This window comes from Ruegeria sp. ABD4_443 (assembly GCF_056160865.1).
Genome location: NZ_JBSWYA010000003.1, coordinates 405929 through 418511, shown reverse-complemented (window position 1 = coordinate 418511; position 12583 = coordinate 405929). Strand labels below are relative to the sequence as shown.

Genomic DNA, 12583 nt, shown 5'->3' with positions numbered 1-12583 from the left:
CGCCGGTCCGAACAGGCCGAGGCGGCGGCGGCCTTGGACTGGCTGCAACAGGCCATGAATGATCTGCCGGACGACCTGCGCCAGACCCTGGCCCTGACGCTTGAGGATGACATGACCCACGCACAGGCGGCGTCGGTTCTGGGTGTTTCCGAAGGAACGGTTTCCTGGCGATTGTCCGAGGTCAGAAAACGTTTGCGTGCATTGAAAGACAAGGAGCTTACCGGATGAGTGATGAGCTCGATGATCTCAAGGCCCTGATGGCCGCAGCAACCCCGACACCTGATACCCGGCGCAAGGCCGAAAACCTTGCGCGGGCGCGGGAAAATTTTGAAACCGTCCAAGGATCGGCGCCTGACCGCCGTCCTATTGTCAAGCGCGGCCCGTTCGCCCGCCTGACAAAAGGAGCAAGATCCATGCTGAATACCCTGTCGCATCGCGGTGCCCTGGCCGCAACAACGGCGATTGCCGCCGTCGCAATGATCATGATCGTCCCGCAGACGCGGGACAGCCTGCTGCCCCCCGGACCGTGGACCGAAAGCCGCGGCGCGACCCTGCCGCAGCCCCTGCCGGGGCTGGCGGAACAGGACAGCGCGGAATTGCAATCCGCGGATGCCGAAGGGCTAGCCGATGCGCCGATGGCCGAGGCCCCGGTCGTAGTCGAAGAGCCCGCGGCGCCCGCCCCGGCGCCGCGCAAAAGGTTGGCCGCGCCGAACCAAAGCGCCTCGGGCCTGACCGGGTTTGCCGCCCCGGCGGCGGGTCTGGCGCTGGAACCGGCACCCATGCCCGAGCAGAATACCGAGGCCTTTGCCAATGCGCAGGCAAACCCGCTGCATGTTACCACAGAGACCCCGGTTTCGACCTTTTCGATTGATGTCGATACGGCCTCTTACGCGGTGGTGCGCGGCGCGTTGATGAATGGGCAAATGCCGCCGCGCGATGCGGTCCGGGTCGAAGAGATGGTGAATTATTTCCCCTATTCCTACCCGGCCCCCGAAGGGGATCACCCGTTTCGCCCGACAATCACGGTGTCGCCCACGCCCTGGAACGACGGGACGCAGTTGGTGCATATCGGGGTGCAGGGCGAAAGGCCGGTGATCGCGGATCGGCCGCCGTTGAACCTTGTATTCCTGATCGATACCTCGGGGTCGATGCAGGATGCGGATAAACTGCCCTTGCTGAAACAGTCCTTTCGCCTGCTGCTGGCGGAATTGCGACCCGACGACCAGGTTTCGATCGTGACCTATGCGGGCAGTGCCGGGCAGGTGCTGGAACCTACGAACGCGTCTGACCGCAACACGATCCTGAACGCGCTGGACAGGCTTGAGGCCGGAGGCTCGACCGCGGGTCAGGCCGGGTTGCAGCAAGCCTATCAGGTTGCCGAAGACATGGCCGCCCAGGGTGAGGTCACCCGTGTACTGTTGGCGACGGATGGCGATTTCAATGTCGGGCTGTCGGACCCTGAAACGCTGACAGCGTTCATCGCCGACAAGCGCGACAGCGGAACGTATCTGAGTGTCCTGGGGTTTGGCCGGGGCAATCTGGATGATGCCACGATGCAGGCGCTGGCCCAGAACGGAAACGGGCAGGCGGCCTATATCGACACGCTTGCCGAAGCGCAGAAAGTGCTGGTCGATCAATTGACCGGCGCGCTGTTTCCCATCGCCAATGACGTCAAGATCCAGGTCGAGTTCAACCCGGCCCAGATCGCCGAATACCGCCTGATCGGATATGAGACCCGCGCGCTGCGCCGCGAGGATTTCACCAACGACACCGTCGATGCCGGGGATATCGGCGCGGGCCACACCGTCACCGCGATCTATGAAGTGACGCCGGTTGGGTCTGACGCCATCCGCAACGGGCCGCTGCGTTACGCCACAGACGACGTGCCGGCGGACGAGACCGCCGAAATCGGGTTTTTCAAGATGCGGTACAAATTGCCCGGCACAGATCAAAGCCAGTTGATCGAACAACCGATCCTGCCGGGGCAGGGCAGCCTGACCCAGGATGTTGCGTTTTCCTTTGCCATTGCCGGGTTCGGGCAGTTGCTGCGCGCAGGCGAGTATATGGGCAGTTGGACTTATGAGGATGCAATTGCGCTGGCCTCGGACGCCCGGGGGGATGACCCGTTCGGCTACCGGGCCGAGGCGGTGACGCTTATGCGGCTGGCTGAAACTCTGACCAAATGAGCGCAACAGGGGCCGCCCCGTCCGGGCGGCCTCGGGTCCGCCGGGATCAGTTCAGCGAAGGTGGCGGGGTGCTGGCCGCGTGGGCGTTGATCTTGCGGACACTCCATTCCACCGCGTCGCGCATGGTATCGCCCAGGGCCTCGTCAAAGGCCCTGACCAGATCGGGGGTCGAATCGCTGACCGCCACCACATTTTCCTGAAACGAGTTCGAGGCGATGATCTTGTCTTCGAACTCGTCGATGATCTTGATGTTCAGACGCACTTCGACACGAACGCTTTTGGTGTTTTCGGTTTCAGAGATGACAATGCCCTGAAACTCGCGCAGGTCCGGCACGATCACGTAATCGGCCCTGAGACCAACGGTCGAGCGCCCGACGGCGGCGACCTTGCCGCTGTTTTCATAGCTTTCGACCATCAGCGACTGAACAATGATCGGCGCCCGGTCGACCCAACGGGCCCGCGGCAGGTATTGGACCTGCAACGGCGTTGGTTGCACCGCGATCTGATCGGTGTTGACGGCCGCAGTCGCGGTCGGTTCCTGCACCACGATCTGTTTCTGCACGCGCGGCAGCGAGGATGAAAACGTGCTTTTTGGTGTCAGCAGATACAGGTCGTTGGGTTGCGCCGCCTGTTTCAGCGTTCCCAGTCCGGCGCAACCCGCCAGTGATACCATCACGATGGTCAGGAAAACGGGCCTAATCATTGGCGAAACTCCGATGCTTGGGTGCCCAGCAAGAAACGCGCCGGGTCGCGTTCGACCTTGTCCACAAGCCGGTCCAGACTGATGACCAGGCGTTGCGATTCCTCGATAAAGCGAACGAACTGGGGCAGGCCGACCCGCAAAAAGTCCGACATCTGCCGCCGGTTGCTTTGAACAATGCCGTCGATCGTTCCCAGCAGTTCAGAGGCAGAGTTTGACGCGCTGAGAACGTCGTCAGACACTTTGTCGATCTTTTCGGTGATGTTGGCGACGGTCTCGGCAACCTGGTTGGCGGCCTTGCGGATGTCTTCGGCGACCGGGGTGATATCCTGGTCCATCACGCGGTTGGCCGCATTGAACGCCTGTTCGGCCGATGCCAGGGTGCCCTTGGCCGATTCCATTGCCGATGTGATCGACCCCATCGTGGTGTTGGCGTTCAGAACAGTTTCATTGATGACATCCAGCGTCACACCGCCCTGTTCCGACAAGTGTGTCAGGTGTTCGGCCAGCTGCGTGCCGCGTTCGATAAAGGGACGGATATCTTCTTTCATGATCTGGTCCGCGGTTGCCAGCGTGGTTTTCGCCTCGTCCAGCGCACCGGTGGCGGCTTGTGATGCCGATTTCACCGATTCCAGCGTTTCCGACCCGGTTTTAAGGGTCGATTCCGCTGTTTCGATCAACGGGTCCAGCCGTTTGGAAAATGCACCGATATCCTGGGCGGCGTTGCCGATATCGCTGGCGACGGATTCAAAGCTGGAAAGGGTCTTGTCAAGCTTGCCGGTGGCCGACGCCAGGTTGTCCAGGATGTCGTTGACCGCTTTCCGGTTCTTGTCATCCACCACCTTGTTGAGCTGTTCCAGCAGGGTCACGGCCTCGTCCAGAACCTTGGGCGCGCCTTCGAACAGGGACTGGATCGCGCTGCGTTTGCTTTTGATGACACTGTTCTGGGCCAGCCGCTGGGCCGAGGGCGACCCGCCCGACAATTCGACATAGCTGACGCCGGTCACGCCCAGTGATTGCAGCTGTGCAATGGTATCCGTCGTCACGGGAATATCGGCGTCGACCTCAAGACGCACCCGGACCTTTGACGGGTCGTCATCATCCAGGTTCAGGGAAATCACCTGTCCCACGGGCAACCCGTTATAGCTGACGCCACCCGCCGCCGACAGACCCGACACATTGTCGAACAAAACGTCGTAATAGGCGTATTGGCGGCTGACTTCGAACTTGGCCAGCCACAGGAAAAAGCCGAACGCCCCAAGGATGCCCGCCAGGGTGAATGCGCCGATCAGGATGTAATTCGCTCGCGTCTCCATCGCCTCTACCTGTCCTGCCCTTTCTGTTGCGCCGCGCGGGCTCGGGGGCCGGTGAAGTATTCCTGGACCCAGGGATGATCGACCTTGACCATCTCTTGTATCGGACCTTCCACCAGCACGCGCTTTTCTGCAAGCACTGCGACGCGGTCGCAAATGGCATACAGGCTGTCCAGATCATGGGTGACCATAAAGACCGTCAGGCCCAGGGCCTGCTGCAATTCACCGATCAACTCGTCATAGGCGGCGGCGCCGATCGGGTCCAACCCGGCGGTTGGTTCATCCAAAAAGACGATTTCGGGGTCCAGCGCGAGGGCCCGCGCCAGGGCCGCGCGTTTGCGCATGCCGCCCGACAGTTCCGACGGAAATTTGCCACAGCTGAGTTGCGGCAGCCCCACAAGGCTGATCTTCAGGGACCCCAGGGCGCGCATCAGGGTTTCGCTTAGCCCGGTATGTTCGCGCAGAGGCGCCATGACGTTCTGAAGGACCGTCAACGAGGAAAACAGCGCGCCATCCTGAAAGGCAACGCCCCAGTGCCGTTCGATCCGGCGGCGTTCCTGTTCCGGACCGTTGAGAACGTCAACGCCGAGAACCTCGATGCTGCCGGCGGCCGGACGGTTCAGCCCGACAATCGTGCGCAACAGGACCGATTTGCCGGTACCAGAACCGCCAACGATGCCCAGGACCTCGCCGCGCCAGACGTCCAGGTTCAGGCTGTCATGCACGACCTGAGTTCCGAACTGGTTGGTAAGGTCCCGGACGCGGATCACCGCTTGGCGCGGGGCCTGGGGATGTGCGGCCTGTTGTTGGGGCAAGGCGTCCATGTCAGACCCCAAGTTCCGAGAAAAAGATCGAAAACAGGGCGTCGATGGCGATGACCATGAAAATCGATTGTACGACCGAGGCCGTCGTGCGCTGGCCGACGCTTTCGGAAGACCCCTTGACCTGCATGGCTTGCCAGCAGGCGATGACGCCGATCACCAGGGCGAAAAACGGCGCCTTTATCATGCCGACCGCCAATTGCCACACGCCGGTGTTTTCCTTCAGCCGGGTGATGAACATGCCGGGGCTGACGCCCAGGTCGATCCAGCTCATGAGGGCACCGCCGAACAGCCCGGCCAGGTCAGCCACAAAGCCCAGGATGGGCAGCATGATCAGCAGGGCCAGCACCCGCGGGATGACAAGCACCTCGATGGGATCAAGGCCAAGCGTGCGCATGGCGTCGATCTCCTCCTGCACCTTCATCGACCCGATCGATGCGGTAAAGGCCGACCCCGAACGGCCCGCGACAATGATCGCGGTCAACAGGATGCCCAGTTCGCGCAGGACGGAAATCGAAATCAGTTCGACCACGAAAATCTCGGCCCCGAACTGTTTCAGCTGGGTCGCGCCCTGGAACGCAAGGACAACCCCGATCAAAAAGCCCATCAGGCTGACGATGGGCAGGGCCTTGAAGCCGGTCTCTTCCATCTGGGAAAACAACGCGGCCCGCCGCAGACGCCAGGGCATGACAATCGTCCGCGCCAGCCGGTGCAGCGTCAGCCCAAGAAACCCCAGTATCGACAGCGTGTCTTTCCATGCGCCAACCGTCTTTTGCCCGACATGCCCGACCCAGTTCACGAATCCGCGCGGTGGGGCCTCGGTTCCGGCCTGATCGGGCATATTGTCGGAAACGGTCCGCAAAAGCGTCGAATGTGCAGGCCTGAGCCCTTTGAACGTCGTGTCCGCGCCTGCCTGTGTGTATTTCCGCGCCAGATCGGCGATCAGCCACGCCCCGCCGGTATCCAGCGCATCAACGCCAGACATGTCGAATATCACCGGCCCGGTGTCGGGTTGGATCCGTTCAAATGCAGGTTCGACGACGCTCAGCGATTGGGTCAGCATTTCTCCCGAAATCGTGATGCGCGTCCCGTCGGCTGCGCGCTCGGTTGAAATCGTTGGCGTGGTCATGCGCGTATCAGAAGTGAAACCGTGGCCCACTGCAACGTGTTTGTTCAACTAAACCGGGATTTTCGCGGGACTGATTGCGGCTGGGTGACAGTCCAATCAGCGATGATGGGCGAATGCGGGCCCGCACGCCCAAAAAACGCAACCGGGGGCGGAAACATGTCCGATAAGACGCGCAAACTGTTTGCGTCGCCCGTCTTTGATGTTATCTTGTCGCCAGTGTTTCCAGTTGAGTTTATTTGGTTGTGTTAAATGGCTGATCATCACGCTAACGTTGATGTTGAAATTGGGTCAGAGCGAGGCTTTGGCTACGTCTTTACGGCAGTTTTCCTGATTATTGCCCTGTGGCCCGTTTGGGGTGGTGGGCAGGTCCGGTGGATTGCGTTGGCAATTGCTGCCGTGATTCTGGCGCTGACGCTGTTCGCGCCGCAGACGCTGCGCGTTCCAAACCGGTTGTGGTTCAAGTTCGGCATGTTGCTTGGGGCTGTTGTGGCGCCCATCGTCATGTTCCTTGTTTTCATAACGACTTTTGTCCCTTTCGGGCTGGTGGTCCGAATTCTGGGAAAAGACCTTTTGTCAACTAAAACAGATAGTTCAATGCAAAGTTACTGGGTTAATCGCACCGATCAGCCCGGCAGCATGAAACAACAGTTTTGAAGTAAGGAGTACATGGCGTGACGTTCGTTTCGGAAATCTGGTCGTTCATGAAGGTCAGAAAAAAGTTCTGGCTGCTGCCTATTCTCATCGTTTTGGCCGTATTTGGCGGTCTGATCGTAGTCAGCCAGGGTTCGGCTATCGCACCATTCATCTACACGTTGTTCTGATACCATGACTTATATTCTAGGCATTTCTGCGCTGTATCACGACAGCGCAGCGGCCCTACTTTGCGACGGCAAGATTGTCGCGGCCGCACAAGAAGAACGGTTTTCCCGCAAGAAGCATGATCCGGGTTTCCCGGAGCTTGCGATCGACTATGTCCTGAAAGAATCGGGCGTGTCGCTGCGCGAGGTGGACAATGTTGTCTTTTACGACAAACCGTTTCTGAAATTTGAACGGCTGATCGAAACCTACATTGCGGTCGCGCCCAAGGGCTTTAACTCGTTCCGCATGGCGATGCCGGTATGGTTGCGCGAAAAGCTGTTTCTCAAGGATCTTCTGGCCAAACAGTTGCGCAAGCTGGACCCTGACTTTTCGGTCGACAAGCTTTTGTTCGCAGAACACCACGTCAGCCACGCGGCCAGTGCCTATTACCCCTCGCCGTTCGAGGATGCGGTTGTCCTGACCGTTGACGGGGTTGGCGAATGGGCCACCACGACGGTTGGGATCGGGCGCGGCAATGAGCTGACCATGGTCAAGGAACTGCATTTCCCGCATTCGCTGGGTCTGCTTTATTCGGCCTTTACCTATTACACCGGGTTCAAGGTCAATTCGGGCGAATACAAGGTGATGGGCCTGGCGCCGTATGGCGACCCCAAATACAAGGACCTGATCCTGGACAATCTGGTTGATCTGAAAGAGGACGGCTCTTTCCGCCTGAATCAGAAATATTTCAACTATACCAGTGGCCTGACCATGACCAGCAAGGCGCTCGAGGACCTGTTTGGTCAACCCGTGCGCAAGCCGGAATCCGAACAGCTGACGCAGTTCCACATGGATATTGCGGCATCGGTTCAGGCCGTGACGGAAGAAATCATGTTGCGGATCACCCGCGATCTGGCGCGCGAGCATGGCATCCGCAACCTTTGCATGGCGGGCGGCGTTGCGCTGAACTGCGTGGCAAACGGCAAGATCCTGCGTGATGGCGCGTTTGACAATCTTTGGGTTCAGCCCGCCGCGGGCGATGCCGGTGGCGCCCTGGGTGCGGCCTATGCTGCATGGCACCAGGAACTGGGCAGCCCGCGGACGGTCGAGGCCGGCGATCAGATGCAGGGCTCGTATCTGGGCCCGCGCTACGAGGATGACGATATCGCGCGCGAACTGACCCAGGTCGGTGCCAAGTTCACCACCTATCAGAACGGCGAGATGATCGACCAGACGGCGCAGGCGTTGGCGGATGGCAAGGCTGTCGGCTGGTTCCAGGGGCGGATGGAGTTTGGCCCGCGCGCCCTGGGTGCCCGGTCGATCCTTGGTGACCCGCGGTCCGAAAGCATGCAGAAGACGCTGAACCTCAAGGTCAAGTACCGCGAAAGCTTTCGCCCCTTTGCCCCGTCGGTTCTGCGCGAAGACGTGGCCGAGTGGTTCGAGCTGGATGGCGACAGCCCCTACATGCTGATTGTTGCGGATGTTCAGGAAAAGATCCGCCGCAAGATGACGGATGAGGAAAACGCCCTGTTCGGTATCGACAAGCTGAACGTCAAACGCTCGGACATTCCGGCGGTGACGCATGTCGATTACTCGGCGCGTATCCAGACCGTTCACGAAGACACAAACCCGCAGTATCACGCGTTGATTTCACGGTTCAAAGATTTGACCGGCTGCTCGTTGGTGGTGAACACGTCGTTCAATGTGCGGGGCGAACCGATCGTCTGTACCCCGACGGATGCGTTCCGCTGTTTCATGGGAACGGATATCGAGGTTCTGGCGGTCGGCAATTGCCTGCTGCGCAAGGAAGATCAGGACCCGGCGCTTAAGGAAAACTACGAAACCAAGTACGAGCTGGACTGATAACCTGCCCGTTTCCGCTGCTGATGGCAGCGCGCCAAACCAGCATCTCGGGGTGATCCCGGCATGCTGGTTTTTGCGTTTCATGAGTGGTCCGCAAGGTTGTTAAGCCCGCCACGGTCCATCCCAAACCGGATGGCACGGATCAGGCGCGGTGCCGAGGTCAAGTTTGCCGCCAATTCGGCCGTGGCAAAAAACCTAGACATAATGCAGGCTTAGGGTATCGTACAGGCATAGTTACCTGTTCCGGTGCAATTGAACCGGCATTTTTGCGTACAGCAATGTGAACGATACGTGCCGCGGGCGACCACGGAATTTTCGGGCGATGCCTCTGGCGCTCTGCAGCTTGTAGACGTGAGGTAAGAAATGCTCGATTGGTTTTTGAACGTACTTAGAAACTATCCCGAACTGGCCGTGTTCCTGTCTATCGGTATCGGCTTTTGGGTTGGCCCCTGGAAGGTCAAGGGGTTCAGCCTGGGAACGGTCACGGCAACCTTGCTGGCGGCCGTGGTGATCGGCCAGGCCCATATTCAGATCGATTCCGCCGTCAAATCCACGTTCTTCATCCTGTTCATTTTCGCGGTGGGCTATGGGGTCGGGCCGCAATTCATGCGCGGCCTCAAGGTAGACGGCGCCCGAGAGGTCCTGTTTGCGCTCAGCGTTCTTGCGCTGTGTCTGACCGTACCGGTCCTGTCTGCTTGGGTCGCGGGGCTGGAATTGGGATTTGCCGCAGGGCTGTATGCCGGTTCGCAAACGATTTCCGCCGCCATCGGCGTGGCGACCGATCAGATCAACCAGCTTGGCCTGTCGTCAGAACAGGCGCAGACCTATGCGAACCAGATCCCGGTCGCCTATGCGGTGACGTATATCTATGGCACCATCGGCTCGGCGATTATCCTTGCCAAGATCGGGCCTCGGCTGATCGGGGTCGACCTGGTGGCTGCGTGCAAAGAATATGAGGCCAAGCTGGGCGGGGGCGCGGCGGTCGAATCCGGCGATGGCATCGTGTCGGCCTATCGCGCGATCGAGGCCCGCGCGTTCGAAATTCCCGACGGCAGTGACATGCTTGGCAAGCCGGTCAGGGACTTGTTGCCCGGCGTGCGCATCTATGCCGAACGCCTGCAGCGCGGCACCGAGATCCTGGAGGTCGATGCCGACACGATCCTGCAGGCGGGCGACGTGGTGATGTTCTCGGGGCGGCGCGCCGATCTGGTCGGGCTGTTGGAAACCACCCTGAAAGAGGCCGACGCGCCCGATCTGCTGAATATCCCGTCAGAAAAGCTGGATGTTCTGATCACCAACAAGGCGCTTCACGGCAAGACGCTGGAAGAATTGGCCAGCCTGCCGGAATCGCGCGGGGTCTATGTGTCCAAGCTGACGCGCAACATGCTTGAGTTGCCGCTGTTGCCCGGAACGGCCCTGCACCGAGGCGATATCCTGACCATTCTTGGCAGCAAACGCCATGTCGAGGCAGCCATCGATGCGCTGGGATATCCCGACCGCCCCGTCGATACCACTGACCTGGCCTTTGTTGGCTGGGGTATCTTCATCGGCGGGCTGATCGGGACGCTCTCCATCATGATGGGCGGCTTTCCAATCAGCCTTTCGACGACCGGCGGCGCCCTGCTGGCAGGACTGGTTCTGGGGTGGTTGCGCACGGTTCACCCGACCTTTGGCCGGATACCCGCGCCGTCATCGTGGTTGATGAACACCTTGGGTCTGAACGTGTTTATCGCGGTGATCGGCATTTCGGCGGGGCCGGGATTTGTGGCGGGGTTGCAGCAGGCCGGGATCGCCCTGTTGCTGTGGGGTATCGTCGCCACGTCCTTGCCGATGATCTTTTCGGTCTATGTCGGGCATTATGTCTTCAAGTTCCACCCCGCCATCCTGTTTGGCGCATGCGCCGGGGCGCGGACGACGACGGCGGCGCTTGGCATGATACAAGAGGCTGCGCAAAGCCGTATCCCGGCCCTTGGCTATGGCATGCCCTATGCCATCGGCAACACATTGCTGACCATCTTCGGCATGGTCGTCGTTTTGATTTTAAGCTGACCCGGAGGGTTTGACCCATGGATAGATTGAAGCTGCACGACTACGAAGCGCTCAGCCCGTTTCAGATCAAGGATGAGCTGATTCAGCTGGCATCCGCCGAAGCCCGAAAATCCAACAGCGCTTTTCTGAATGCCGGACGCGGCAATCCCAACTGGGTGGCGACGCGCCCGCGCGAGGCGTTCTTTGCGCTGGGTCAGTTCGCCGTGACCGAGGCCAAACGGGTCATGGACCATCCTGCGGGTCTGGGTGGCATGCCCGCGATGGCCGGATGCCACGACAGGTTGCTGGACTGGGCCGCGACAAATGCCGGGATGCCCGGGGTCGATACGTTGCAAACGCTTGTCGCACACGCAATTTCGGCTTTTGATTTCGACGCGGATGCCTTTGTGCATGAACTTACGGATTCGATCATCGGCGACAATTACCCTGTCCCCGACCGCATCCTGCATCACAACGAGATCATCGCCCATGAATACCTGATGTGGGCCATGTGTTCCGGGCAGCGCCCTGAGGCCCGGTTCGATCTGTTCGCGGTCGAGGGCGGAACCGCCGCGATGTGCTATATCTTCAAGACGCTCAAGGCCAACCGGCTGCTGAATGCGGGCGACACGATCGCCCTGTGTACACCGATTTTCACGCCCTATCTCGAAATGCCCGAGCTTGAGGATTACAGCCTGTCGTCGGTGCATGTCGAAACGGATGAAGAAGACGGTTTTCAACTGACCGACGCGGCCATCGACAAGCTGAAAGACCCCAAGGTCAAGGCTTTCTTTCTGGTCAATCCGGGCAACCCGTCCTCGGTTGCGCTGAATGCCGCTTCGCTGCGCAAGCTGGCGGATCTGGTGGAAAATCACCGCCCGGACCTGATCGTGCTGACCGATGATGTCTATGGCACTTTCGTGCATGATTTCACCTCGGTCATGGGATACCTGCCGCGCAACACGATCGGGGTCTATTCCTATTCGAAATATTTCGGATGCACGGGCTGGCGTCTGGGGGTTATCGCCGTTGCACAGGACAATATCTTTGACCTCAAACTGGCCGAGCACCCGGACGAGATACGGCAGGTTCTGGACAAACGGTACGGAACGCTCAGCCTGACCCCGTCCGAGATACGGTTTGTCGACCGGCTTGTCGCCGACAGCCGCGACGTGGCGCTGAACCATACCGCCGGTCTGTCGCTGCCACAGCAGGTGATGATGGCCCTGTTTTCGCTCAGCGAACTGGTCGATACCAAAAAGGCCTATCAGACGGCCTGCATGGAGCTGGTGCATCGCCGTTTCCATATGCTGACCGAAGCCATGGGAATCGACGTGGCCGTGGGCGACCACTATGACGCCTATTACGGGATCATCGATTTCGAGTTTTGGTTGCGCAAATATGTCGGTGAAGATGTCGTTGCCTGGATCAAGAAGAACGTTCACCCCTTGGATATCGCCTTCAAGCTGGCCGAGGATCACGGCATCGTCCTGCTGAACGGCAGCGGCTTTGATGCACCGGGCTGGTCGGCGCGGGTTTCCTTTGCCAACCTGCCTGACGCGGCATACGAACACATCGGCAGGGCGGTTCGGTCCGTCGCGAGGGGCTATGTTCAGGCCTATCGCGCGGCAAATAACCAACCGCTGCACGGCTAGGGCGGGAACGGAATTCGCCATGGGCAGGGACCTGCCTGTGGCATCAGGGATGTTGCGTTTTTCGCCTTTATTGATAAACCCGAGTAAATC

The 12583-nt window shown here is 59.8% G+C and carries 11 protein-coding genes; 7 read left to right on the top strand and 4 right to left on the bottom strand.

The window, feature by feature from the left end; translation table 11 throughout:
• Both ACXAG8_RS08980 and ACXAG8_RS08975 read left to right on the top strand, forming a co-directional pair.
• The coding region (locus tag ACXAG8_RS08980) for an RNA polymerase sigma factor (protein WP_475223519.1) at window positions 1-228 on the top strand (228 nt) is incomplete at its 5' end.
• Window positions 225-2186, top strand: a complete 1962-nt coding sequence (locus ACXAG8_RS08975) for a vWA domain-containing protein (RefSeq protein ID WP_475223518.1) — start codon at window positions 225-227, stop codon at window positions 2184-2186. The genes ACXAG8_RS08980 and ACXAG8_RS08975, both read left to right, overlap by 4 nt.
• A gap of 46 nt (window positions 2187-2232) precedes the next feature.
• Here ACXAG8_RS08975 and ACXAG8_RS08970 read toward each other — a convergent pair whose 3' ends face one another.
• The 4 genes from ACXAG8_RS08970 to ACXAG8_RS08955 are packed head-to-tail and all read right to left on the bottom strand — an operon-like array spanning window position 2233 to window position 6149.
• A complete protein-coding gene (locus tag ACXAG8_RS08970) occupies window positions 2233-2889 on the bottom strand; it encodes an ABC-type transport auxiliary lipoprotein family protein (protein WP_475223517.1) in 657 nt (218 codons plus the stop codon).
• Window positions 2886-4202: an MlaD family protein gene (locus ACXAG8_RS08965; protein ID WP_475223516.1), complete on the bottom strand. Its 1317-nt coding sequence runs from the start codon at window positions 4200-4202 to the stop codon at window positions 2886-2888. Before ACXAG8_RS08965 ends, ACXAG8_RS08970 begins: the two co-directional genes overlap by 4 nt.
• A 5-nt stretch (window positions 4203-4207) precedes the next feature.
• A complete protein-coding gene (locus tag ACXAG8_RS08960) occupies window positions 4208-5023 on the bottom strand; it encodes an ABC transporter ATP-binding protein (RefSeq protein ID WP_475223515.1) in 816 nt (271 codons plus the stop codon).
• Between the two features lies 1 nt (window position 5024).
• Window positions 5025-6149, bottom strand: coding sequence for an MlaE family lipid ABC transporter permease subunit (locus ACXAG8_RS08955; protein WP_475223514.1), 1125 nt, complete (start codon window positions 6147-6149; stop codon window positions 5025-5027).
• A 249-nt stretch (window positions 6150-6398) separates the two neighbouring features.
• On the opposite strand from ACXAG8_RS08955, the gene ACXAG8_RS08950 reads away from it, so the two are divergent.
• The 5 genes from ACXAG8_RS08950 to ACXAG8_RS08930 all read left to right on the top strand — a co-directional run bounded on the left by ACXAG8_RS08950 (window position 6399) and on the right by ACXAG8_RS08930 (window position 12493).
• The gene (locus ACXAG8_RS08950) at window positions 6399-6803 is read left to right on the top strand and encodes an SxtJ family membrane protein (RefSeq protein WP_475223513.1); all 405 of its coding nucleotides are present in this window, start codon (window positions 6399-6401) and stop codon (window positions 6801-6803) included.
• A 17-nt stretch (window positions 6804-6820) separates the two neighbouring features.
• Complete coding sequence (locus ACXAG8_RS08945; RefSeq protein ID WP_475223512.1) at window positions 6821-6970, top strand: DUF5989 family protein; 150 nt, start codon at window positions 6821-6823, stop codon at window positions 6968-6970.
• Between the two features lie 4 nt (window positions 6971-6974).
• Complete coding sequence (locus tag ACXAG8_RS08940; protein ID WP_475223511.1) at window positions 6975-8810, top strand: carbamoyltransferase family protein; 1836 nt, start codon at window positions 6975-6977, stop codon at window positions 8808-8810.
• A 378-nt stretch (window positions 8811-9188) separates the two neighbouring features.
• Complete coding sequence (gene aspT / locus ACXAG8_RS08935; RefSeq protein ID WP_475223510.1) at window positions 9189-10859, top strand: aspartate-alanine antiporter; 1671 nt, start codon at window positions 9189-9191, stop codon at window positions 10857-10859.
• 17 nt (window positions 10860-10876) lie between these two features.
• Window positions 10877-12493, top strand: a complete 1617-nt coding sequence (locus tag ACXAG8_RS08930; protein ID WP_475223509.1) for a bifunctional aspartate transaminase/aspartate 4-decarboxylase — start codon at window positions 10877-10879, stop codon at window positions 12491-12493.
• Window positions 12494-12583: the final 90 nt, after the last annotated feature.

Excerpts from the sequence above, each read along its gene's own strand:
- ACXAG8_RS08975 (WP_475223518.1), top strand. The coding sequence starts at position 225 with ATGAGTGATGAGCTCGATGATCTCAAGGCCCTGATGGCCGCAGCAACC.
- ACXAG8_RS08970 (WP_475223517.1), bottom strand. The coding sequence starts at position 2,889 with ATGATTAGGCCCGTTTTCCTGACCATCGTGATGGTATCACTGGCGGGT.
- ACXAG8_RS08965 (WP_475223516.1), bottom strand. The coding sequence starts at position 4,202 with ATGGAGACGCGAGCGAATTACATCCTGATCGGCGCATTCACCCTGGCG.
- ACXAG8_RS08960 (WP_475223515.1), bottom strand. The coding sequence starts at position 5,023 with ATGGACGCCTTGCCCCAACAACAGGCCGCACATCCCCAGGCCCCGCGC.
- ACXAG8_RS08955 (WP_475223514.1), bottom strand. The coding sequence starts at position 6,149 with ATGACCACGCCAACGATTTCAACCGAGCGCGCAGCCGACGGGACGCGC.
- ACXAG8_RS08950 (WP_475223513.1), top strand. The coding sequence starts at position 6,399 with ATGGCTGATCATCACGCTAACGTTGATGTTGAAATTGGGTCAGAGCGA.
- ACXAG8_RS08940 (WP_475223511.1), top strand. The coding sequence starts at position 6,975 with ATGACTTATATTCTAGGCATTTCTGCGCTGTATCACGACAGCGCAGCG.
- ACXAG8_RS08930 (WP_475223509.1), top strand. The coding sequence starts at position 10,877 with ATGGATAGATTGAAGCTGCACGACTACGAAGCGCTCAGCCCGTTTCAG.